Raw genomic sequence first — 21674 nt, 5'->3', positions numbered from 1 at the left:
TGAAAACCGCCTCATCTCATTTTGTGCAAAAGCACTGCAATGTCTTCGCCGTGGTTGCCGAGAACGCCGCCCTGCTGAACGGTTCTCTTCAATCCTGCGTGTCCTTTTCTCGGGGGGTGAAGTCTGAAAACCGGCTTCATTGCGGGAACGTCTTTAATCGCGATTTTGCCTTCGACAAATGCTTCGGCAAATTCTTTGATTGTTTTGTAAGATGTTGTTTCTGCAATGTACTGGTCGGTTAAACGTTCGCCGCCTTCAAGTCTGCCGCGTGATTCTAAAATTTCCGCAACAGCTTCCGCATCGACTGTACCGTATGCGATATAGTCTTTGGATTTCTGGATCATGCCTTTGTAAACATCATTTTCCGGAAGGAAAACGCAGTGGTTCACTTTGTGGAGACGGAGCATTTTAAGCGTGTCCGCGATGGAACCTCTGACGGCGACTGATCCTCTGACTCTGATAACTGCGTACATAATCAAATACCTCCGCTGCCCTTTTTAGGCATACGCATGGTGTTGACGTTGTTCAAAGCTGCAAATGTCGCTTTTGCGAAGTTGAGCGTTGTACGGGTGGTTCCGGATGTCTGGGTCCAAATGTCTTTGATGCCTGCTTTTTCAAGCACTTTTCTGGCAGTGTTACCTGCCGCCAAACCGAGACCTCTCGGAGCGGGAACCAATGTCACGACGACGCTGCCGACTTTGCCGGTTGCTTCGAAGGGAACAGTGTGTTCTTTTCCGCAGGCACATTCCCAAGAACCGCATCCGCGGCTGATCTTTGTGATGTCCAATTTTGCTGCGTCGATTGCCTTTTTGATGGCGTTTCCGACCTGAACGTCTTTGCCCTGGCCGATACCGACATAACCATCGCCGTTTCCGACGATAACGGTTGCTCTGAACTTAACACGTCTGCCGGAGTCAGTCATTCTCTGAACCATATTAATGTCAAGAACTTCGTCTTCAAGTCCCGGCAAGAGCATGTCCACGATTTGGGGTTCTCTTAAGGGTAAACGGGATTTGAGAGCGTCTTCCATTGTTGTGATCTGTCCGTCTGCGACAAGTCTTCCGAGTCTTGTTTTCGGGACCCATTCTTCTTCATTGTAAGCCATGTTTCTCACTTGAACTCCGCTTTGATTTTTTCGACTGCTGCGTCGAACTGTGCCGGCAGGTCAGAGCCGTTGTATTCTGCTGCGACTTCTCCGCGAATACGTTCATCGGACGGGAAAATGGATTCGTCATGGGGAATTTCAAAGCCGGCGTCAACGATGCCTTTTAAAGCTGCGTAAACGCGTGATCCGGGTGTGGATGCATGAAGCCCGATGTCAAGAATGCCGTAATCGTAGCCGTTCTGAAGGGTTCTGAGTCCGAAAAGCAAACCTGTTAAGTATGCTGCGGTTGTGTTTCCTGTCGGTCCGTTGTAGCCGTATTTACCGAGTTCGGTTGAGATGGCAGAAGAATATGTGACATCGCCGATCGGTGTTGGGGCTATAAGCTGTATCTGAACATTGCGTGTGCTTTTGCGCACGACAACGCGGTCCTCTTTGGAGAGAAGGAGTGCGAGACGGGAGTGGTAGTTTGTACGACCCTCTCTTCTTCTTCTCATGGGAACGTTATATCTTGGTCCTGTTGCCATAACTAGCTCCTCAACTTTGTTTATAGAATTTTTAAATTTTAATAAAATAATTTAATCAAAAATGAATTAAGGAATCTCAAATAATCATCAGATAATCGAAATGAAAATCAATAAAGTTAAATGAAATATTAATTCGCTGTCCGTTAATCGCTTAACGAATCAGAATTCACAGCGCACAAATGTTCAGTTAATTGAACCGTAAAAAGTGTTCTGTGAAAGACTTTGTAATAGAGATTTTGAGTATATAAGGTTTCTGCCGAAAAAATATTTGAGACAAATCAATCAGATAAAATTGAACAAATCCGAATAATTATTGGAACAAATCATATTAAAATTAATTACAATCAATCCTGAAATTATACAATAATTCGAGAATAAGAGTTATATCCGAAAATCGTCTATTTGTTTGAGAAAATTATTTTGAAAAAATAGGACTATAAAAACAGGGGAGTATAGTTATATTTTTCAAAATAATTTGATTATCAAAGTATTGGAAAATGGGAAAGGGTTTACAAATGAATAAAAATATGATTAAATTGACAGCTGTTGCTGTCATTTTTTTGCTCCTCGCAACGCCTGCTTACGGGACATTAACAAGAGATGAAGCCGTTCAATCTGTTTTGCCGTATTCGAGAAATCATGGCAGCCTTTCAATGGCCGGCCCGTACACATATCAAGATAACGCTTATTACTACGCGGAAATGACAACAAACGGAACATTAAGCGGTGTTTTGATTGTTAACGGAGAAACGGGAGACGTTATCACAGATGAATCAATCGCTCGAAAGATTTCATTTACACATTTGTATTTGACAAATGTTACTCAAATGAATTTAGCCGGCTACAAAACCATGAAAGAAACGTACACGGCATCAGCAGCAGTTTGTCGCCAAAAAGCCGAAATTTTCAATCAGGAAATACCGCTGTACAACTCGGCCGACCGCCAAAAATTGGGAACAATCGTTCAATCGTACCAAAATACAGCAGTTGTTTTTGATGACCTTGCAACTCTTTTTGACAAAATAATCGCAACGCAGGAAGATGTCATCAGCGGAAATGCCTCGTATGAAAACGCTGTCATATTAGAAAATCAGACGGATGAATTCGAAAAGCTCTTGGAAAAATTAGATAAAGCTTATGATAAAACAATCGAAGATACGAATACATATTATGATATTTTGATTGACGGTGCTTCAACATACGGATTAAATGCCAGCCAAATATCGGATTACAAAATCATCGGCAACAGCGCATTTAACCAGGAAAGAGAAGTTCTTATCACGATGCAGCTTCAGCTGATTGAAGAAGACCGAGTGAATACAAACACGCGTGTTGAAACAGACATTGTGTTAATGAATAATCTTTTGAGCAAAAGCGAAGTTCCCGGATTCGGAATTCTTGCAGCTGTTTGCGCTTTAATCGGAATCGTGTTATACGGCAGAAGAAAGTAATAATTTCAAGATTTACAAATTAATTTTAAAAACAAGGAATTGAACGTGAAACTCACGTTTTATTCTTTTTCTAATTTTTCAAATAATCCAATTGAACTCTTTTTCTCCATTTTGCCATTTTTTTACATTTTGCTACCTGCGCCGTCGCGCGAGCCGCACAAATTTTTAAAAAATGAATTGAAAAACGAACCGCGTTTTTAACAAAAATCTATTTTCATCACTCACGACTTTTCAGATTTGCAGTGGGAGGGAGGTGTTTGTTTCCAATGGGAGGGAGGTGTTTACTGAAAAAATCGCTTCGCGATTTTTTGCTGCCGCCGCCCGAAAACAGTTGCAAGACAGAAAAAGCAGGAATCAAACAACAAAATACAGTCGCAGAAACGACACTTTGCAGGACCAGAGCACAGCAAAAGCTCTTCCAAAAATCAAAATATTCAAAAAAAGAAAATAAAAATGTGCCTTAAAGACACATTTTCAATATTAATTTTCCAATAATTTAACGTTGGCTTCAAGGTGAGCGACGTTTCTGAATTCGCCGCCTTTTGCCTTTCTGTAAAGTTTACAGTAGGTCTTGACGTCGATGGATTCGTCGGCGCGCATCTCTTTGAGTCTTCTTCTGAGTGCGCGGATTTTCTTCATCCACAAACCTTTGCTGTTCGTTCGGGCGCCTTTCTTACCTTTTCTGGAACCGGGGCCTTTTCTGTGACCGTATTTGCGCTTTTCAGCGACAAGTCTGGCACGTCCGCGGCTGACACCTTTCACTTTCTTGGCTTTGATCGCGCCGTCAGCAATCAAACCGCGAATATCTTCACGGGTAATTGCCTGGCTGATTTCTTCCATGCGTGCGGGGTCAAGCCAAACGCGGTCACTGCCACAGTCAAGAACTTGGGAGGCCATTCTTCTCTGGTTTTTCAGATTTGACATGAATTTATTCCTCCTTTCCCGGGTTTAAGACCTTAATGTCGAATTCTTTGCATTTTTCAACAATGGCTGCTCTCTTCTTCGCACCGACTTTGCCGCCGATTCTGACAGCTTCAATCTCGGGGTCGACGAGAACAAGGTCATCCACATTGTAAACCAAAACTTCATCGTAACCGGACGGGTGAAGACCCTTTGTTAAAACAGGGCTTCCGTAACCGACAGTTGCGATAGCACCTTTACCGAGGTAACCGCGGCGCTGTTTGCTCTGAAGACCGCGCGGGCGTCTCCACGACTTTGTCAATCTCTTGAACTTGTGGTGGTTCTGCTTGTGGAAAGACGGCTTTCTTGCCTTCTGAACTTTTCTGACTTTGAACAAACGTCTGAACTCAGGGTCCGCATCAAGCAAATTGGTTGAGACAGCGGGTGCGTCAGCATTGACGTTTTCAACAGTTTCTTGAATATTTTCTTCTGTCATTTAAATCACCTTTATTTCTCCACCACATAAATTCCGTCCTGGAAAACACGCGGGTCAAATCTCTTGATTTTGGTTTTCTGTTCGATGTTTGCCGTTGTCTGGCCGACATCTTCCTTGCAGATACCCGAAACAACAACGCTGTTGCCGCTGACTTTAACAGTCGTATTGCCGACAATCTTTGCGACACGGGGTTTCTTTTCTCCAAGGAAATTGCTGATGACGAAGGTTTTGCCTTCGACTTTTGTCTGCATCGGGAAGTGAGAGTAAACGATGTTCATCTTGTACTCAAAACCATCCGTCACGCCTTTAATCATATTGTTGACATGAGAAGCGTAGGTGCCGACCATTGCTTTGTATTGCTTGCGCGCAACTTCAGAGTCAACGAGGACTTCGCCTTCGCTGATTGAAATCACAATGCCGGGGTAATACAATTCTTTTGCATTCTCGCCTTTGGGACCTTTCACGGTCACGACACGGTTGTCGTATGTGACAGTGACGCCTGCGGGAACTTCAACTGATCTGGAAATTTCTTTTGCCATATTTCAGTTTCCCCCTTAATACACATAAGCGAGCAGCTTTCCGCCGACATTTTGTTCACGTGCGTCGTGGTGAGATAAAACACCTTTAGACGTGGTCAATACAAGAACGCCGAAGTTCTTTGCGGGCAAATATCTCTTTTCCCACTTTTCGAAATCTTCGAGAGTGAGTGAGTAACGCGGCTTAACAGCGCCGCAGTCGTTGATTGCGCCTGCAAGTTTAACTTCAAAGACACCGGCCTTGCCGTCTTCGATAAACTCGAAAGACTCAAGGTAGCCGCCTTCTTTCATTACGCTCAAAACATTGCCGATAACTTTGGAAGCCGGGCGGATGACACAAGATGTCTTTCCGACCTTTTCCGCATTCTTAATAACGGACAATGCGTCTGCCAAGGGATCAAATAATACCATATCTTGTCACCTCAGCTGAATTTATTAAAGCCCATCTTCGGGGCGACTTCTCTGAAGCAGTGCCTGCATAAGTAAATGCCGTACTTGCGGACAAGCGATTGCTTGCGGCCGCAGCGTTTGCATTCATTTGCACCTCTTCCGAAACTTTTCTTAGTTTGTACCATTTTAGACGACCTCCACACCGTAATTGTCCTTCAGGAATGCAATTGCATCTTCCTTGTTCATTTTGTGTCCGGCAGGGACTTTTCTCTTTGCGATGCGTCTCTTGCTGATTCTGTCACCGGGTCTTTTGAGGACGACAACAACGTCCATACCGAAAACGCCGATGTTGGGATCATACTTCATACCGGGGAAATCCGTGTGTTCTTCGATACCAAAGGAAACATTTCCGTTGATGTCGAACTGGGAGGCTCTGAGAGTGTTTTCAACAATTCCCAAAGAGGTTTTGAGGAATTCGTCTGCATTGTCGCCTCTTAAGGTCACTTTACAGCCGATGGGTTCCTTCTTTCTGATACCGAACGCGGGCGCTGTCATTTTAGCGAATGCTCTGACAACCGTCTGTCCGGTGATTTCCGCAAGTATGTTTTCTGCATCGACAAGGTGCTGACCGCTTTCGCCGACACCCATGTGTACAACGACTTTTTCAATGACAGGAGTTCTCATAGGATTTGTCATATTTATTCTCCTAACTTAATCACTGGTTTGTCTTCACCGATTACGAAAACATAGTTTTCGATGGTTTCAATTTCTGAGTCAATTCCTGAAATCGTCACCACGTTGTTCTTAGAACTTCTGATGACATTGATTTCTTTGATCGTACCGACCATACCGCTGTGACGGCCGCCTGTAATCATGGCGACATTGCCGATCTTGTACTCCAACTTCTGCAGAATCTGCTTGTCGGGAACTGAAACTTTGATCGTGTCCTTGGTTTTGTAGTCTTCGGACGCGAGGATGTTGGTTCCGTCGTGGAGGTTCAATTGGGTTTTTCCGCCCTTCACGGTGGTTTTGTTCAATATTTTGCAGACCTTGAATTTGGCGCGCTCTTCATCAATCGTGTTGAGATAGAGACGTCCTTTGGAGTCCTGCAGCATACGATAATATTCATTGTTTTCCGGGATTGCGATAACGTCGAAGAGACCGACCGGGAATTTCAAGTTCTTGCGGGCGATGCCGTCAATGAGAACTTTCTTTTCCAAAAGGATCTGTTTGGCTTCTTTTGAGCTATCAACAACTTTCAGCATGTCGCGCAAAATGACAACGAGCGGAAGGCTTGACTGTTTGTTGTGCGGACCGGGGCTTGTTGCCGTAATCCATTTGTTGGTCTTTTTCGGGACTCTCCAGCTGGTCGGCATTGACATTCTCTTTTGGTGCATTTAACTCACTCCTTTCCACGAATGCGTTCTTCGCGCGTTTTGTCTTTCAATTCGAGCTTTGTGATCATCACAACGGACGGGTAAATCGGTCTCGGGACTTCTTCGCCGTTCACTTTTGTGGAGACGACACCTGAAACATTAATGACGCCTGCGTGGAGATCGACTTTCTCGACTTTTCCCGACACGCCTTTGTAGTCGCCGCGCATCACGGTAACAGTGTCACCGGTAATGACGGGTGCGGAGCGTGTGTTGTATTTGACGGACAAGTCGCTGCTGAGGCGTGCGCCCATGAATTTCTGCTTCTGGTGAAGCGGGGCGTTGTATCTTGCCTTTCTCTGTTTTCTGGGTTGTTTGGATGTTGTAAACATTTTAATTCACCTCAGACAACAATGGAAGCGGTTGTACCGACTTTCGGGAAACGTTCTGCGACTTCTCTTGCAACAGGTCCTTTGATGTCGGTTCCTTTCGGAACGCCTGAATCATCAACAAGAACCATTGCGTTGTCTTCGAAGCAAATGCGGAGACCGTCAGGTCTTCTGATTTCCTTCTTTTGGCGGACGACGACTGCGAGGAAGATCTGCTTTCTCATTTCAGGTGTTCCCTTTTTAACGGAAACAATGCATAAGTCGCCGACACCTGCGCGCGGGTATCTGTTTTTGACACCGCGGTATTTTTTAACAGAGATAATCTGAAGGACTTTAGCGCCTGTGTTGTCAACGCAGTCAATGCGTGCGCCTGCGTTTAAGGCTCTCGGAATGTTTGAGCGGATTGCTTTCATTCTTTGGCCCCCTCAACTTTTACAACGACAAATGATTTTGTCTTGCTGATCGGACGGCACTCTGCAATCGTCACAACGTCGCCGACTTTTGCGTTTAAGCAGTGGGGGTTGTGCGCGTGCATGATTGTGCGGCGCTTTTCATATCTCTGGTACTTGGGTACCATTTTTTCATAGCTTCTTTCGATTACGACGGATTTGTCCATCTTGGTGCTGACGACAGTGCCGACCAGGATCTGCCCTCGAACGGGGAGTTTTCCGTGGAACGGACAGTGAACGTCGTCGCAAACCTTGGACGGTTCCGGAACGTCTAATCCAATATCTCTTGCCATAAATTTAGCCTCATTTTCTTGATTTCTTTAAGTTCTTAATCCGATTTTGGGGTTGTGAGAGCGTGATGTTTCCATCGATTTTTACGGATATGTTACGGCCTGTTTGAGAGATCCTTCCCGGAATTGTAAATACGAATACCGTTCCTGCTTTAGGAACGGTGACAACGCGGAGCGCGGTGTCGACCGCCTTCATACGCGAAGGCGTATGGAGGTCAGTGACGAGACGAGATTCCGATTTAGAACAGGAATCTGTCTCGATTTCAAGCGTATTTCGTGTCTCGTTGACCACGAGACCGGAAAGACCGTTTATTGTCGGGTCGCAAGAACTGTCCACCTTAACAAGCAGTCCTATCAATTCATGATAGGGAAGCTCTGCAGGTGTGATCTCAATTTGTGTCATTCGTTATTAGTTGTCTTTCATCTCAACTTGAATCGTTTTGATGCGTGCAATTGTTCTTTTGATTTCACCGATGCGTCCCGGGTTTTCGGGTGCGCCGCCGGCGGAAGTCAAAGCACGTTCGCGGATCAATTCGTCGTTCAATTTTTTGATTTCATCGATTCTTTCGTCTGCCGACATCTTGCGGATGTCATTTGTTCTTAAGATTGCCATTATTTCTTAGCCTCCTTGTGAACGCGTGCCATCGGGTGCCAGTAGTCGTATTCATTGTGTTTGTGCTGCCAAACGCCTTCGACGAGTCTTCTGATTTCGTTGATGTCGGAATCTTCGACAACGATTTCATCGTCTCCGCCTGCGGACGCCTCTTCAACGCAAACTTCAGCCTCGACCGTCGTTTCAACGACTTCGGCGGCAATAACTTCGCCTTCTTCGCTGACGACTTCCGTGATGACTGTTTCAGTTACGACAACGGTTTCGGGTTCGCATGCTGCGCCTTCTGCTGCTGCCTCTGCGGCGGGTGCAGCTTCAGTTGCTGCGGCTTCCGCGGGTGCTGCTTCGGTTGCGGCTGTTGCTTCTGCGGTGTCGTCTGCGTCAGCGGGTGCTGCCAAAACGCCTTCTTTCATTTTGAACGCGTCGGGCAAAACTGCGCCGGGCTGAACGATTTTAACGCGGCATCCGAGTGTTCCGAGTTTCTTGACGGCAACGGCGTAGCCGGTGTCAACGATCTGCTCTGCGGGGTGTCCGGAGTGCTTCACGTATCCGTCAATGAATTTTTCGGTTCTTGCGCGGGCGCCGGTCAATTTACCGGAAATGATCACTTCACAGCCGAGTGCACCTGCGCCCATGATAGCGCGAATGGTGTTGGTACCGGCTTTTCTGAAGTACCATCCTCTTTCAATTGAAGAAGCCAAGCGGTTGGCCATAATCTGTGCGTTGAGCTCGGATTTTTTAACTTCCTGAGCGTCGATTTGAGGATTGTCAACACCGTAGATGTCAACAACGTCCTGCGTTAATTTGCGGATCACTTTGCCGGCCTTTCCGATGACCATACCCGGTTTTTCGGAGTAGATCGTAATCTGAGTGCCGAGCGGTGTTCTGCTCATGTTCATTCCGCCGTAGCCGGATCTGCCGAGCTGCTTTGCGAAGTGTTCATCCAAAGAAGCTTTGGTATAACCGTCTTTCACGAATTTTTTCTCAACTGCCATTAGAGCACCTCGCTCAAAATGATTTCAATGTTCACCGTGGTGGTGTTTTTCGGGGAGGCGCGTCCGCGAGCTCTGGGGAAATATCCGCGAATAACTCTGCCCCTGTTCGCGCGAATGCTTTTCACAAACATGCGGGAGGGTTCGAGCCCTTTGTATTCGGCGTTGCTTTCCGCGTTTCTCAAGACTTTTAAAACTTCAACGGAGGCGTTGACGGGGTATTTACCGTTTGCCATTGCTCCTTTCTTGTGACCGGAGCCGTCAGTGTGTCTCTTGAACGGAACTGCCTTTTTCAATTCGACAACATCGTTCAGGTATGCTTGTGCCTGGGGCAGTCTCATTCCCTGAATGAAGTGGCAAATTTCTCTTGTTTTCTTAAAAGAGATGTGGAGTTCGGATGCCGTTGCTTTGGAAGTGTTTTCCGGATCGGCTTGTACTGCATAGTTAAGTCTTCCCATTTTCACACCTCACTTCAACGGAACGAATTTACTGGAACGCGTTGCACCGACACCGGCGCTGCCGTGTGAGACTCTGCTTCTTGTCGGAGCGAACTCACCGAAGCGGTGTGCAACCATTTCCGGCTGGATCTCGATGCCGACGAATTTCTTGCCGTCATAAACTGAGATTGTTTTTCCAACCATTTCCGGCAAAATGATCATTCCTCTGGTGTGAGTTCTGACTTCTTTGCCTTCCCGCATGTCCGCAAGGGCCTTCTTTTGGACTTCGGTAAATCCTCTCTTAATCGTTCTTCTCTCGCGTGAGGGGAGAAGCTCTGCGAATTCCTCAATGCTTAAAGCCTGAAGCTCAGCAATTGTCTTTCCGCGGTATGTATACTCACCCTTACGCTTCGGTAATCTTGATGCACCTCTGGATGCTCCTGATTTTTTTGTTGCCATGATATCACCTTAACGTTTCTTACCGGTTCTGCGCGCGGCAATGTGACCGACTTTAGCTCCCGGGGGTGCGTTTCTGCTGACTGTCGTCGAACGGCAGGGGTGCTGTCTGTTACCGCCACCGAACGGGTGGTCTCTCGGGTTCATAGCGACACCTCTGACACGCGGGAATCTTGTTGCACGAACTTTCATCTTGTGGAATTTCTTACCGGCTTTAAGGAACGGTTTTTCAACACGTCCGCCGCCTGCAACGACACCGATCAATGCGCGGCATTCGGGGTTGAACCATTTCAACACGCCCGACGGCATTTGAACGGATGTTCTGCCTTCTTCGTGGGAGACAACTGTTGCGTAAGTTCCGGAAGATCTTGTGAATTTTCCGCCGTCTCCGGGTTTTCCTTCAATGTTGCAGACCAAAACACCCTCGGGGATCTTTCCGACCGGGAGAATGTTTCCTGCTTTCACTTCAGCTTCGGGGCCGCAAGCGACTGCCTGTCCGACAGACATGCCTTCGCAGGCGATGAGAAGCTGAGAGACGCCGTTGTCAAAGAAGACTTTAACGATGGGTGCGGCTCTTGCAGGGTCGTGTTCAACATCAATGACGGTTCCGTTTAAGGTAGCATCGGCTCCCACAACGGGATGCGTCAATTCTGCTTTGTATTTGTGAGAAGGTGAGCGGAAAATCGGGCTTCCCTTTCCTCTTCTCTGTGCGATAATTCGTTTACCCATTTATACCACCTTATGCCAATCCGAGTCTGGTTGCGATTTCACTGGCTGCATCAGACTTCTCGAAAGTGATGATTGCTTTTTTCTGTCCTTTCATGGTGGTCATGGTTCTGACGTTCGTGACCTTGAAACCGTAGAGCTCTTCCATGTCGGCTTTGATCTGGTGCTTGTTGGCACGGAAGTCGACGATGACCTGAAGCTTACTGTCTTCCATGTGGAGCATGGCCTTTTCTGTAATGAACGGATATTTGACGGACATCATTCCAAAACACCTTCCTTTTCTGTGAGCTGGTCAATGGCTGCTTTGGTCCAGACGGTCAAACGGCCTGCGTGTGTACCGGGGGCGAGAAGCTCTGCATTGAGTTCCGCAACGGTTGCGATGTCGACGCCTGACAAGTTTCTTGCGGCTTTGGACACGGCTGCGTTGGGGCCTGTGACGACCAACAAACTCTTTTTGTTCTTGTATTTTCTTCCTCTCATCTTACCGCGGCCGGCACGGATTGTACGGCCGAGTTTTGCGCGGAGAACGTCATCGTAAACGCCGATGGCTTCAAAGAAGGAAACGACATCTTTTGTTTTGGAAAGTGCTTCAAAAGCGTTGTCGGCAACAATCGGGAGTTCGTCTGTCATGAAGATGTGCCCGCGTGTAATCACGAGATCTTCATTGCAGGTTGCGGCGATTGCAGATCTGACTGCCATGCGCTTTTCCTTTTTGTTGACTTTTTCGGAGTAATCCGTTTCGGGTTTCGGCGGGTGGGCACGGCGACCTCCTTTTGCGTGGGGGATACGTGCTGCGCGGGAACCGTTGACAATTCTCGGGACGTGAGAAGCGCCGCGGCCTGAACCCCAGCCTGTTGCAGAGGTCTGCATACCGGCGTAAAGTGTGGGACCGTACGGGTGTCTTCTGTTTGCCTGAGCGGCCAAAACGGCTTTCTTGATAAGGTCCGGGCGGTAATCTTCGGAGAAGACTGTCGGAAGTTCAACTTCGCCTACCGGCTTGCCTGATAAATCTAAAATTTTTGCTGTTGCCATTTTATTTCACCCCTGCTGAGACTGCACGCTGATGTGAACGATCTGCGGTTCGCCGGGCTGTGCTTTCTGGTATCTGATCGGGTCTCTGATGCGGATCAATCTTCTGGCAGGTCCGGGGACGCTTCCTTTGATGAGGATGTATTCGCCGCTGACAAGACCGTAGTTGATGATGCCGCCTGCGGGCGTTACTTCTGCGCCGTCTTCGCCGATCTTCAAAATGCGTTTGTTGTATTCGGTTCTCTGGTGGTAGCCGGTCTGACCCATTGCGGGAACCTGCCACTGCACGTGTGCGGGGCGGAACGGACCGAGTGTACCGATCTGTCTCAAGCTGCCCTGTCTGGAGTGTTTTCCTTTCATCAAAGAAATACCCCATCTTTTGACGGGACCCTGTGTTCCTTTACCGGTCGTGATGGCGGCTGTGTCGACGATTGCGCCGTTCTTGAAGACATCGGTGAATTTGATTTCCGTGCCGAGAATAGATTTGGCGTATTCGAACTTTGCGCTCATGTCGGTACCGCTGATACCTGTTTCCATGATATCGGGAACTTTCTTGGGAAGACTTGCGACTGCTTTGGGCTGAGTGTATGTCATGACACGGATGTCTGTGACCTCACCGCTTGCGATTAATTCTTCAATCTTTGCGAATGCTTCGGCTGTCTTGTCGGTTTTGGGGAGACGCAGTCTGCGTGCCAATTCCGGTTCAAGATTTGTTGTCCAGGCTTCTGCTGCTGCGACTTCGCCGTATGTGTTTTTGACATATGCGCGAATGGCAGCGACGCGGATTGCAGGTGTTTCGATAATGGTTACCGGAACAGCAATTTCTGCGCCGTTGGTAAGACTGTTCTTGATGTCATCGATCATAATGACATGAGTCATACCCGCTTTGTATCCTGCAAATGCCTGTAATTTGGGCTCACCCGAGGCTTCCGGCCAGGATCTGAATCTGGGGATGTGGCTTTTTGCTCTCTTGCGAGGGCTGAAAGCGCGTGAACCTCTGTCAGGTCTGTGTGTGCTTGACATTTTTTGACTCCTTAATGGTGTATACTGTCGAAATTACCGGGAGCAAAAACAACCAGGTCAGAAGCTATGAATTGGAAAAATAAACCGAAAAACAAATGCGAGTCTGATTGACAGCAGTAAATAAAATCGGAATAACAGGATAGAAAAAGCGTTCGGGCAACACAGCTTAGGTCCCCGTTCTGACGCTTTAAGTCCGTTATTATAGACTATTATATTACATATGTTCAGATGCAAAATGAGCGCTGCATCGGCAGCTCATATCGGTTATCATCTAATTTAATCCATCCACAACATCGACAACGAAAAATATTAATTGATAACATTTCCGTGTTTTCCGCCTTCGGATGAAGGCGAAATCGGGCATTCGTGAATTGGCCCTGACACTTATGTTGTTCCTACGAATCTCACCGGATTAATATTAGACAAGCAAATTGCTTGTTAATAATGTAAGACGAACCGAGAATAGAATAAGTTATATTTAAAGATGTTCCCGAAAAATCCTCAAACAGCTCCGAAAACATTACAAAAACATTACAAAAATTCAGGATTTTACCGGCTGTCAGCCGCCCGCCGCGCGCGAGCTGCATCAATTTCATAAATATTCCAAACCCGTCCCGTGTTTTTAGTTAATTTGAGAGATGTGACCCAAACATCCGACTTTAAAAACGGTTGAAACCTGAACGCCCGATAAAACCCTAATCTTAATATTTAGACTTAATTGAAAAATCGGCGTTCCTTTTTTAATGAATTTTTTTGAAAGACGATGTTTCATTGATTTTAGATTTAATGAAAAGATAAAGAGCCGCCCCCGCAAGTTGAGTTTCCGAGTGAAGCGAGGAAACGAGACTTGGCGGATTCTTTCCCGTACGAAACGAAAAATAATAAAACAATTTGAATTTTCAGTTGCTTTCGACTCCTGCAAAGTGCCGTTCCTGCAACTGTCTTTTAAATTGCTGCTGCCACGCTGATAATGATGCGCCGCCGTTGCGCGCGAGCTGCATCAATTTCATAAATATTTCAAACCTGTTCTGCATTTATCTAATTTTAAAGATGTAACCCAAACATCCAACTTTAAGAAAACGGTTGAAACCTGAACGCCCGATAAAACCCCAATCTTAATATTTAGACTTAATTGAAAAAAAGGCGTTCCGTTTTTGATGAATTTTTTTGAAAGACGATGTTTCATTGATTTTAGATTTAATGAAAAGATAAAGAGCCGCCCCCGCAAGTTGAGTTTCCGAGTGAAGCGAGGAAACGAGACTTGCGGATTCTTTCCCGTACGAAACGAAAAATAATAAAACAATTTGAATTTTCAGTTGCTTTCGACTCCTGCAAAGTGCCGTTCCTGCAACTGTCTTTGCTGTCAGCTTCCGGCTAAGTCTGCTCGTCTGCAACTGTCATTTTGTGTTGCTGCTGCCGGATCAGGTTTGCATTCTGCGTGCATCTGCTCTTTTTTAAGAAATCCGTTCGCATTCGCGAACGTGTCGCCGCTACCTTTTGGTTTCTGTTTCCGCTTGCCGATCAGGTTTCCGGTTCCGCTCGCCGATCAGGTTCGCATTGCAGCTGCCGGCAGCCGCAGCAGATGCCCGCCCGCCGCCTCGCGCGAGCCGCCCAAACTTTTCAAAAAGAATCAAAAAAGAAGAACATTTGTTTAATAAATCGATTCAACATCGACACTTGTTTTTTAAAAAATAAAATCAAACAAAAATCTTAAACGATTTTCGTATCAGATGAAAGATTCCATTCATTTTCCGCAAGAGAATACATCTCTTCAATTTCATCTCTGCGCTCTTCAAGAAGTTTTTCAGCAATATCACTGCTTTCTTCGGTCAAATTCATTTTGTCGTGATTCATATTAAGATCAGAATCTAAGTAGAGATAAAATGAGTATTCACTTCCGGCATCATAAATAATGATACCGACTTCATATTCATTCGATTTAAAAGCCTGCGGCCAAATAATCATTGAAAGCGTATCTGCTTCATTTGTAATTCCCAAATTGCCGGAAAATTGCAAATAATCAGGATATTTAATATTATAATGAAAACCGTCTTTTGAAAGAACATAGCTTGAGCCGAACGGACGTGTATAGTCATCTCTTTCAAATCTGTCATAAGACTTGTAATTCATCAGCCACACAGCGTTAAAAACAACGAATAAAATTAAAACGATACCGATAACCGCAAGAAGTATTTTTTGATTTTTACTTAGATTCATAATAATTTTCCGATGTTAAAAGAGTGAAAACTTATTTAAAACCGGCGGAAAATCAAAAAGAAATGAATGAATTCACTTTTTCTTTTCATCAACAGAATCATCTTTCCTAATTTTTCGAACACTTTTTTTCGGCAGATGCGGCAGGAAATATTTGCTGAAATCCTGAATCCGATTATGACGGATTTCTTTGATTTCTTCCTTCTGCATTTTGCGCCGATTGAATTTAAGCCTCGTCCGTCCGGCAGAATCGGTACCCCAATAACAATAGCTTGAAACGAGCAGATAAAGACCGCCGACAACCGGCGTCAGAATGGCGCAGAGCGTGAAACAAATCGCGTAATAAGATAAAACAGATTTGCGGTAAACCGATCTGGAATTCAGAATAATCTGAGCCGCCAAATCGTAATCTAAATTTCCGGGAACCGCTTCATTACTAAAATATGTTTTGTTAACGGCAGAAATGTATTGTTTCGCGTCATCGAATTTCGCGACATGCTCGTAATAAATCAAACTGTCCGTCGGCAGCGGATCTTTTGTTTTATAAAGATACTGAAGTTTGATATTGGGCATAAATGTCGTGACTGCCGTAACGATTGCCAAAACGGAAAAGACTAAGAAAAGCCAAAAATAAACCGTTGCAAACAGCGGACGATCAGGAGTTTCATCGTAAATACGAAAAGCGCCGATGATGAGAACGCCGAGAAGCGTGACAATAATCGTATTCTTCGCTTCCGCATAACGGAGGCGCTCCAGAATCATATCATACGTCTGATAGAGAAAATCGCGCACAAAAATACCTTCCGAAAATAAATATCTGCAACAAGAGATATGTTAAATATCGCAGGGGAGGATATATAACTATCCGATATAAATTTAAAAAAATATAAACAGATTTTTAACATCCAAACATATAAAAATTAAAACGAAAGAGATGACAAAATAAAAAATGAAAGAAATTACAAAAAATAAAAAACAAAAGAGATTAGAGAATTAAAAACGAAAGAGATGACAAAATAAAAAACGCCCGCAGAAAAAAGATTCGACGGCATTTGAAGTTATAATAAAGTATAAAAAGATGCAGATAATAATAAAATCCATAAAGAAACTATTATCAAATGAAATCGCTTCTTGAATAGCTTATTTAGAATCATAGATGAGTGAGATATATAAACAACTGTGTCCTTATTGTTAAAAACGCTTGTCAAAAAGACAGATAAAAATGAAATAAAAACGATATACACGAACCAAAAAATAAAAAGCCGAAGCAATAAAACGAAAAATTAAAAATTAACAAAAAAATTAAAAATTAAAAATGAGCTTCGCATTTAAAATAATGAAAAACGAATAAAAACGAAAAGGAGTTGACCATATAATGGATAAAAACGAAAAAACGCAGGTTCAGCCAAATTTTCAATTAATATGGGAAGATGAGGAAATGAAAAGGGAATCTTTTGAATCGCTCACTCAATTTGAAGCAGAAATCGGCTACTCTTTCAAGAATTTATCGTTGTTGCAAGAGGCGCGGATTCAGGCATCCAATAAAAAGACCGCTTTTTTCGGAGATGCTGTTTTAGATTTTATCGTTTCAGAATTTCTGTTCAAAAACTATACCGAATTGGAACAGGGACAGCTGACAAACTTGAAATCTCATCTCGTTTGTGATGAAAAACTTGAAAAAATCGTTAAGAAAAACGGTTGGGATGATTACTTAATTATTGAAAAAGGCATCACCGGAAAGTCCAAAAAGATGAATTCAACGTTTTTGGAAGCCGTTGTCGGTGCAATTTATTTAGACGGCGGTCTGCAGGAAACGGAAAAATTTGTCTGCCGATTCATCATGAGCAGAAGAGAAGCCGATAAGTCTTTGAAATCTCTCGTATCTCCCAAAGTGAAACTGTATGAATTCTGCCAGCAGCATTATTCGGGATTCCGCCCGGAATCGTTCTTAGTCTCAGAGGAAGGTCCGCCGCACGATAAAACATTCGTGATGGGATACCTTCTTCCGAAAGACATCACCGGATTAAAAACAGACATCACCGGTGAAGGAGAAGGAAAAACGAAATCAGACGCCGAAACAAAAGCCGCGGAAAAAATCAACCACCGCTTAGTTCGAATCGGTCTGATGGACAAAGAATAAAATTTGAAACAAAAATAAATTTGAAGCAAACGCTGACTTTTGTCTTCGAAAAGAGATGAAATGAAGCACTTTTTTTGAATTACGTTTCGAATTTACTTTTTTGTTTACATTTTGAATTTGATTTTTAGTTTACATAAATTGTTTACTTTTTAAATTTACGTTTTTGGTTTGCATTTTTGTTTACATTTTTAGTTTACATTCTTGGTTTACATTCTTGGTTTACATTCTTGGTTTACATTCTTGGTTTACATTTTAGTTTACATTTTGAATTTGCTTTTTAGTTTACATAAATTGTTTACTCTTTAAATTTACGTTTTTAGTTTGCGTTTTTAGTTTGCATTTTTGTTTACATTCTTGGTTTACATTTTCGGTTTATTTTGTATTCAATTGTTTTTTGATTTGTATTTGATTGTTTTATTGATTCATGCCGCTCACGGGAAATTATATATGAACTGCATTGAAATTAATTTTGCACTTATTTATCAAAATTCAAATTAAATAAAAGCGGAAATAAAGATGAATCCTTTCAAGCTGAACAGTTTAATGTCAAACGCTGTCACTTCGGCGGCTTTTATGGCAATGAATAAATCGCTTCGAAATGAAAAGGAACGTGAGTTCATTTCAAAAATGATTCCTGCGCTCAAAGAAGATTCAAAAATAAGAGACGGCTGGGAGAAAAAAGGCGTTCATATTCCGCCGTTCATCATTACAGGCATTTCAACGGAGTGCAATTTGCGATGCAGCGGCTGTTATTCGCGCGCGTTTGATGCGTGCGGCGACAGTTCGAAAAAGAATGAAATGACTTCAAAAGAGTGGAAAAATATTTTTTCTCAAGCCGACGACCTCGGCATTTCAATTATTCTTTTAGCCGGCGGCGAGCCGATGGTTCGAAAAGATATTTTAGAAACCGCCGCTGAATTTCCTAAAATTTTGTTCCCGATTTTTACAAACGGAACGATGATTGATGAAGAAGCGATTGATTTTTTTGACAAAAACCGCAACTTGATTCCTGTTTTAAGTATTGAAGGGAAAAAGGAAGAAACAAATTTAAGGCGCGGCGAAGGCGTTTATGAAAAAGTTGAAGAAAGCGTCAAAAAGATGACAGAGAAGGGACTTTTCTTCGGCTTTTCAATCACGCTGACCAACGAAAACATTCACGCGACAACGAGTATTGAATTTGTATCGGAACTTGAATCAAACGGCTGTTCCGCAATTTTTTATGTTGAATATGTTCCGGCGCAAAAAGGAAGCGAATCGCTTGTTTTAACCGAAACCGACAGAGATTTTCAGGGAAAACAAATGAAAATACTCAGAAACAAATTCAAAAATTTGATTTTCATGGCGTTTCCCGAGGATGAGAAATATTTGGACGGGTGTTTGGCTGCCGGCCGCGGATTTTTTTACATCAACGCATTCGGCGGCGCCGAACCGTGTCCGTTTTCACCGTTTTCGGATATGAATTTAAAAGATCATACGATTTTGGAAGCTTTGGAATCGCCTCTTTTCAGAAAACTAAGAGAAGACGGCATATTGGAGCAGGAACATCACGGCGGCGGATGCATTCTTTTTGAAAATAAAGAATCGGTCAGCAAGTTCATGGCGGATTCGATTCAGTCAAATCCTTCAAATTCTTCAAATTCTTCAAATTTTTCAAATCCGATTCAAACGTTGAATATGATGCCGCCGGATGAGCGAAACAAACTTCCGGTTTTGAACAGAAAAAATTGAAAATCTGTTTGTCAGTCGGGCGGCGGCGCGCGCGAACTGCACCGTTTTTCATTTGATTTTCAAATTTGTCAGGCGTTTTTGTTTTATTTTTGGATGAAACCTAAACATCCGATTTTCAAAATCGATGAACCGGAACGCCCGATAAAATCCTAAAAAGATAGATTTTATTGAAAAATTGGCGTTCCGTTTTTGAAGAATTTTTGATGAAAGATGATGTTTCAATAAGAAGAAAATAAATGAAACTTCAAAAGCCGCCCCCGCAAGTTGAGTTTCTGAGCGCAGCGAGGAAACGAGACTTGGCGGATTCTTCCCAAACGAAACAAAAAACTCAAAAGCACCTGATTTTTCAGCAGCGTTCGGCTTTGGCAACTGCCGCAACTGCTCGCGCGCGCGAACTGCACCGTTTTTCATTTGATTTTCAAATTTGTCAGGCGTTTTTGTTTTATTTTTGGATGAAACCTAAACATCCGATTTTCAAAATCGGTGAACCGGAACGCCCGATAAAATCCTAAAAAGATAGATTTTATTGAAAAATTGGCGTTCCGTTTTTGAAGAAATTTTGATGAAAGATGATGTTTCAATAAGAAGAAAATAAATGAAACTTCAAAAGCCGCCCCCGCAAGTTGAGTTTCTGAGCGCAGCGAGGAAACGAGACTTGGCGGATTCTTCCCATACAAAACAAAAAATGCAAAACCGCTGAGTTTAAGATTTTACTTTTCGTCTCCTGCTAAGCCTGCCGGTCTGCAACTGTCTTTTGCGGTTGCCGCTACCAATCATGTTTGCATTTCCGCGTGTGTCTGCTCATTTTAAACGTAATCCGTTCGCATTCGCGAACGTGCCGCCGCTACCTTACTGTTTCCGTTTGCAGCTGCCCACGCGCGCGAATTGCTCCAATTTTAATTTTTGATTTTCAAACTTATCCTGCGTTTTTATTTTGATTTTCACTTGCCGTTCCGATTTTCATTCATAACCCAAAAACTTTATGGATTCCGTTCATTTGAAGTGACGTGAATTTGAAGTGAACTACATCACCGCCAAAAAAATGATTCTGCCGGTCAAATATGAAATTGACCTTTTCGGCAGCACGCATATGATGAACATTTACCGCGGCTGCGACCACGGCTGCATTTATTGTGATTCAAGGAGCGTTTGCTATCAGGGCGGCCGCCCGGAAGGTGATTTCGGAACGGTCCATGCCAAAGAAAACGCGCTTCATCTCATTGAACAGGAACTTCAGAGTCGGCGAAAAGCAAACGCGTCAGAAATGATTATCGGAACGGGGTCGATGAGCGACCCGTACAACAGTTTTGAAAAAGAATTGAAATTGACGCGCGGAGCGCTACATCTTTTTGACAAATACAAATGCGGCGTCGGCGTGATTACAAAATCCGCGCTTGTTTCAAGAGATGCCGACCTTTACGAAAAAATATCCAAACATTCTCCCGTGAATGTCGGAATCACGATTACGACAACGAATGATGAAATTTGTCAAAAAATCGAGCCGAATGTTTCAACACCTGCCGAGCGTTTTGAAGCTGTCAAAAACCTGACAAATGCCGGTGTTTTCTGCGGGGTTCATATGAATCCGATTCTGCCCTTCATTACCGATAATGAAGAAAATATCAAATCAATTGTGAAACAGGCGAATGAAAACGGCGCAAAATATCTTTTGTGCTACGGTTTCGGCATGACGCTTCGAAAGGGAAACCGTGAATATTATTATGAAAATTTGGATCAGCATTGGCCGGATTTGAAAGAAAAATATATGAAAATTTACGGCAGCAAATACAATTGCAGTTGTGAAAATACGAAAGAGCTGACCGCTGTATTTAAGGAAGAATGTGAAAAATACGGTTTGCTTCATAAAATAAAAGAGATCAATCAAGCGTGGAAAAAAGAAAAGCCGAAGCAGAAAAAGCTGTTTGAGTATGAATGAAAAAACCCAAACATCCAATTTAAGAAAATCGTTGAACCTGAACGCCCGATAAAATCCTAAAAATTTTTTAGTTTTACTGCAAAATTTGGCGTTCCATTTTGAATAATTTTGATATAAACGATGTTTCAATTAATTTTAGATTGAATTTATTTTCAAAAACCGACCCTCTAACGAAGCATTTCATGAGCGAAGCGAGTGAAATGATGAGTTGGAGATTCTTTCCGTACGAAACAAAAAATAATAAAACGATTTGATTTTTCAGCTGCGCTCAGCTTCTGCAAAGTGCCGTTCCTGCAACTGTCTTTTACTGCAGCCGATTCCAACCGAGCCTGCCAATCTGCAACTGTCTTTTACGGTTGCTGCTGCCGGATCAAATTTGCGTCGTGTCTGCCGTTTGCAAACAGCTGCCGCTGCCCGCGCGCGAGCCGCCGGAATTTTAAAGAAAAGAAATCGAAAAAGAAATCTGTATTTTTGAAAAAC

At 43.7% G+C, this 21674-nt stretch carries 34 protein-coding genes; 9 read left to right on the top strand and 25 right to left on the bottom strand.

What is annotated here, in order from left to right; genetic code table 11:
• Positions 1 to 11: 11 nt before the first annotated feature.
• From MmiHf6_RS07770 to MmiHf6_RS07760, 3 genes are read right to left on the bottom strand one after another with little or no spacing between them, the layout of a single operon-like run.
• The gene (locus tag MmiHf6_RS07770; protein WP_316557228.1) at positions 12 to 473 is read right to left on the bottom strand and encodes a 50S ribosomal protein L30; all 462 of its coding nucleotides are present in this window, start codon (positions 471 to 473) and stop codon (positions 12 to 14) included.
• 2 nt (positions 474 to 475) lie between these two features.
• Positions 476 to 1105 carry a 30S ribosomal protein S5 gene (locus MmiHf6_RS07765; RefSeq protein WP_316558661.1) on the bottom strand — a complete coding sequence of 210 codons (630 nt, stop codon included), beginning with the start codon at positions 1103 to 1105 and terminating at the stop codon, positions 476 to 478.
• 5 nt (positions 1106 to 1110) lie between these two features.
• Positions 1111 to 1629 carry a 50S ribosomal protein L18 gene (locus MmiHf6_RS07760; protein WP_316557227.1) on the bottom strand — a complete coding sequence of 173 codons (519 nt, stop codon included), beginning with the start codon at positions 1627 to 1629 and terminating at the stop codon, positions 1111 to 1113.
• 515 nt (positions 1630 to 2144) lie between these two features.
• Here MmiHf6_RS07760 and MmiHf6_RS07755 point away from each other — a divergent pair.
• Positions 2145 to 3080 carry a PGF-CTERM sorting domain-containing protein gene (locus MmiHf6_RS07755; RefSeq protein WP_316557226.1) on the top strand — a complete coding sequence of 312 codons (936 nt, stop codon included), beginning with the start codon at positions 2145 to 2147 and terminating at the stop codon, positions 3078 to 3080.
• A gap of 257 nt (positions 3081 to 3337) precedes the next feature.
• Positions 3338 to 3544 carry a hypothetical protein gene (locus MmiHf6_RS07750; RefSeq protein ID WP_316557225.1) on the top strand — a complete coding sequence of 69 codons (207 nt, stop codon included), beginning with the start codon at positions 3338 to 3340 and terminating at the stop codon, positions 3542 to 3544.
• A 16-nt stretch (positions 3545 to 3560) separates the two neighbouring features.
• On the opposite strand, the gene MmiHf6_RS07745 is transcribed toward MmiHf6_RS07750, so the two are convergent.
• The 19 genes from MmiHf6_RS07745 to rpl3p are packed head-to-tail and all read right to left on the bottom strand — an operon-like array spanning position 3561 to position 13176.
• Positions 3561 to 4004 carry a 50S ribosomal protein L19e gene (locus MmiHf6_RS07745; protein ID WP_316557224.1) on the bottom strand — a complete coding sequence of 148 codons (444 nt, stop codon included), beginning with the start codon at positions 4002 to 4004 and terminating at the stop codon, positions 3561 to 3563.
• 4 nt (positions 4005 to 4008) lie between these two features.
• Positions 4009 to 4476: a 50S ribosomal protein L32e gene (locus MmiHf6_RS07740; protein WP_316557223.1), complete on the bottom strand. Its 468-nt coding sequence runs from the start codon at positions 4474 to 4476 to the stop codon at positions 4009 to 4011.
• An 11-nt stretch (positions 4477 to 4487) separates the two neighbouring features.
• A complete protein-coding gene (locus tag MmiHf6_RS07735; RefSeq protein WP_316557222.1) occupies positions 4488 to 5015 on the bottom strand; it encodes a 50S ribosomal protein L6 in 528 nt (175 codons plus the stop codon).
• Positions 5016 to 5030: 15 nt separating this feature from the next.
• On the bottom strand, positions 5031 to 5423 hold the full coding sequence (locus tag MmiHf6_RS07730) for a 30S ribosomal protein S8 (protein WP_316557221.1): 393 nt from the start codon (positions 5421 to 5423) through the stop codon (positions 5031 to 5033).
• 11 nt (positions 5424 to 5434) lie between these two features.
• Positions 5435 to 5587 carry a 30S ribosomal protein S14 gene (locus MmiHf6_RS07725; protein ID WP_316557220.1) on the bottom strand — a complete coding sequence of 51 codons (153 nt, stop codon included), beginning with the start codon at positions 5585 to 5587 and terminating at the stop codon, positions 5435 to 5437.
• Position 5588: 1 nt separating this feature from the next.
• Positions 5589 to 6086: a 50S ribosomal protein L5 gene (locus MmiHf6_RS07720; protein WP_316558660.1), complete on the bottom strand. Its 498-nt coding sequence runs from the start codon at positions 6084 to 6086 to the stop codon at positions 5589 to 5591.
• A 14-nt stretch (positions 6087 to 6100) separates the two neighbouring features.
• On the bottom strand, positions 6101 to 6799 hold the full coding sequence (locus MmiHf6_RS07715; RefSeq protein WP_316557219.1) for a 30S ribosomal protein S4e: 699 nt from the start codon (positions 6797 to 6799) through the stop codon (positions 6101 to 6103).
• Between the two features lie 5 nt (positions 6800 to 6804).
• On the bottom strand, positions 6805 to 7167 hold the full coding sequence (gene rplX / locus MmiHf6_RS07710; protein WP_316557218.1) for a 50S ribosomal protein L24: 363 nt from the start codon (positions 7165 to 7167) through the stop codon (positions 6805 to 6807).
• Positions 7168 to 7178: 11 nt separating this feature from the next.
• A complete protein-coding gene (locus MmiHf6_RS07705) occupies positions 7179 to 7577 on the bottom strand; it encodes a 50S ribosomal protein L14 (protein WP_316557217.1) in 399 nt (132 codons plus the stop codon).
• On the bottom strand, positions 7574 to 7906 hold the full coding sequence (locus tag MmiHf6_RS07700) for a 30S ribosomal protein S17 (protein WP_316557216.1): 333 nt from the start codon (positions 7904 to 7906) through the stop codon (positions 7574 to 7576). Before MmiHf6_RS07700 ends, MmiHf6_RS07705 begins: the two co-directional genes overlap by 4 nt.
• Positions 7907 to 7916: 10 nt before the next feature.
• Positions 7917 to 8306, bottom strand: coding sequence for a ribonuclease P protein component 1 (locus MmiHf6_RS07695; protein ID WP_316557215.1), 390 nt, complete (start codon positions 8304 to 8306; stop codon positions 7917 to 7919).
• Positions 8307 to 8312: 6 nt separating this feature from the next.
• Entirely contained in the window at positions 8313 to 8516 is a 204-nt protein-coding gene (rpmC, locus tag MmiHf6_RS07690) for a 50S ribosomal protein L29 (RefSeq protein ID WP_316557214.1), read from the bottom strand.
• Positions 8516 to 9508 carry a 30S ribosomal protein S3 gene (locus MmiHf6_RS07685; RefSeq protein ID WP_316557213.1) on the bottom strand — a complete coding sequence of 331 codons (993 nt, stop codon included), beginning with the start codon at positions 9506 to 9508 and terminating at the stop codon, positions 8516 to 8518. Before MmiHf6_RS07685 ends, rpmC begins: the two co-directional genes overlap by 1 nt.
• Positions 9508 to 9963 carry a 50S ribosomal protein L22 gene (locus MmiHf6_RS07680; RefSeq protein WP_316557212.1) on the bottom strand — a complete coding sequence of 152 codons (456 nt, stop codon included), beginning with the start codon at positions 9961 to 9963 and terminating at the stop codon, positions 9508 to 9510. The genes MmiHf6_RS07685 and MmiHf6_RS07680 overlap by 1 nt, the downstream gene beginning before the upstream one ends.
• A 9-nt stretch (positions 9964 to 9972) precedes the next feature.
• Positions 9973 to 10401, bottom strand: a complete 429-nt coding sequence (locus MmiHf6_RS07675) for a 30S ribosomal protein S19 (protein WP_316557211.1) — start codon at positions 10399 to 10401, stop codon at positions 9973 to 9975.
• A gap of 9 nt (positions 10402 to 10410) precedes the next feature.
• A complete protein-coding gene (locus tag MmiHf6_RS07670; protein WP_316557210.1) occupies positions 10411 to 11127 on the bottom strand; it encodes a 50S ribosomal protein L2 in 717 nt (238 codons plus the stop codon).
• A 10-nt stretch (positions 11128 to 11137) separates the two neighbouring features.
• Positions 11138 to 11386, bottom strand: a complete 249-nt coding sequence (locus tag MmiHf6_RS07665) for a 50S ribosomal protein L23 (RefSeq protein ID WP_316557209.1) — start codon at positions 11384 to 11386, stop codon at positions 11138 to 11140.
• Positions 11383 to 12156, bottom strand: coding sequence for a 50S ribosomal protein L4 (gene rpl4p, locus MmiHf6_RS07660; protein ID WP_316557208.1), 774 nt, complete (start codon positions 12154 to 12156; stop codon positions 11383 to 11385). Before rpl4p ends, MmiHf6_RS07665 begins: the two co-directional genes overlap by 4 nt.
• Positions 12157 to 12162: 6 nt before the next feature.
• On the bottom strand, positions 12163 to 13176 hold the full coding sequence (gene rpl3p / locus MmiHf6_RS07655; RefSeq protein WP_316557207.1) for a 50S ribosomal protein L3: 1014 nt from the start codon (positions 13174 to 13176) through the stop codon (positions 12163 to 12165).
• Between the two features lie 827 nt (positions 13177 to 14003).
• Here rpl3p and MmiHf6_RS07650 point away from each other — a divergent pair.
• Positions 14004 to 14144 carry a hypothetical protein gene (locus tag MmiHf6_RS07650; RefSeq protein WP_316557206.1) on the top strand — a complete coding sequence of 47 codons (141 nt, stop codon included), beginning with the start codon at positions 14004 to 14006 and terminating at the stop codon, positions 14142 to 14144.
• 348 nt (positions 14145 to 14492) lie between these two features.
• Positions 14493 to 14831 carry a hypothetical protein gene (locus MmiHf6_RS07645; RefSeq protein WP_316557205.1) on the top strand — a complete coding sequence of 113 codons (339 nt, stop codon included), beginning with the start codon at positions 14493 to 14495 and terminating at the stop codon, positions 14829 to 14831.
• A gap of 55 nt (positions 14832 to 14886) precedes the next feature.
• Here the strand turns inward: MmiHf6_RS07645 and MmiHf6_RS07640 are convergent, their stop codons facing one another.
• Positions 14887 to 15393: a hypothetical protein gene (locus MmiHf6_RS07640; protein WP_316557204.1), complete on the bottom strand. Its 507-nt coding sequence runs from the start codon at positions 15391 to 15393 to the stop codon at positions 14887 to 14889.
• A 72-nt stretch (positions 15394 to 15465) separates the two neighbouring features.
• On the bottom strand, positions 15466 to 16182 hold the full coding sequence (locus MmiHf6_RS07635) for a Pycsar system effector family protein (RefSeq protein ID WP_316557203.1): 717 nt from the start codon (positions 16180 to 16182) through the stop codon (positions 15466 to 15468).
• 646 nt (positions 16183 to 16828) lie between these two features.
• Here MmiHf6_RS07635 and MmiHf6_RS07630 point away from each other — a divergent pair.
• Both MmiHf6_RS07630 and MmiHf6_RS07625 read left to right on the top strand, forming a co-directional pair.
• Positions 16829 to 17530 (top strand): ribonuclease III family protein, encoded by a 702-nt coding sequence (locus MmiHf6_RS07630; protein ID WP_316557202.1) that lies wholly within the window; start codon positions 16829 to 16831, stop codon positions 17528 to 17530.
• A 516-nt stretch (positions 17531 to 18046) separates the two neighbouring features.
• Positions 18047 to 19258 (top strand): radical SAM/SPASM domain-containing protein, encoded by a 1212-nt coding sequence (locus MmiHf6_RS07625; RefSeq protein ID WP_316557201.1) that lies wholly within the window; start codon positions 18047 to 18049, stop codon positions 19256 to 19258.
• A 48-nt stretch (positions 19259 to 19306) separates the two neighbouring features.
• Here the strand turns inward: MmiHf6_RS07625 and MmiHf6_RS07620 are convergent, their stop codons facing one another.
• Positions 19307 to 19669, bottom strand: a complete 363-nt coding sequence (locus MmiHf6_RS07620) for a hypothetical protein (RefSeq protein ID WP_316557200.1) — start codon at positions 19667 to 19669, stop codon at positions 19307 to 19309.
• 364 nt (positions 19670 to 20033) lie between these two features.
• On the opposite strand from MmiHf6_RS07620, the gene MmiHf6_RS07615 reads away from it, so the two are divergent.
• From MmiHf6_RS07615 to MmiHf6_RS07605, 3 genes are all read left to right on the top strand, one after another.
• A complete protein-coding gene (locus MmiHf6_RS07615; RefSeq protein ID WP_316557199.1) occupies positions 20034 to 20165 on the top strand; it encodes a hypothetical protein in 132 nt (43 codons plus the stop codon).
• Between the two features lie 111 nt (positions 20166 to 20276).
• The gene (locus MmiHf6_RS07610) at positions 20277 to 21194 is read left to right on the top strand and encodes an SPL family radical SAM protein (protein ID WP_316557198.1); all 918 of its coding nucleotides are present in this window, start codon (positions 20277 to 20279) and stop codon (positions 21192 to 21194) included.
• A 250-nt stretch (positions 21195 to 21444) separates the two neighbouring features.
• On the top strand, positions 21445 to 21669 hold the full coding sequence (locus MmiHf6_RS07605) for a hypothetical protein (protein WP_316557197.1): 225 nt from the start codon (positions 21445 to 21447) through the stop codon (positions 21667 to 21669).
• The last annotated feature ends 5 nt before the right edge of the window (positions 21670 to 21674 follow it).

Origin of the sequence: Methanimicrococcus hongohii, from assembly GCF_032594095.1 — an archaeon.
In the GTDB taxonomy this organism is placed as follows: domain Archaea; phylum Halobacteriota; class Methanosarcinia; order Methanosarcinales; family Methanosarcinaceae; genus Methanimicrococcus; species Methanimicrococcus hongohii.
This window is presented reverse-complemented; position numbering and strand designations above follow the sequence as displayed.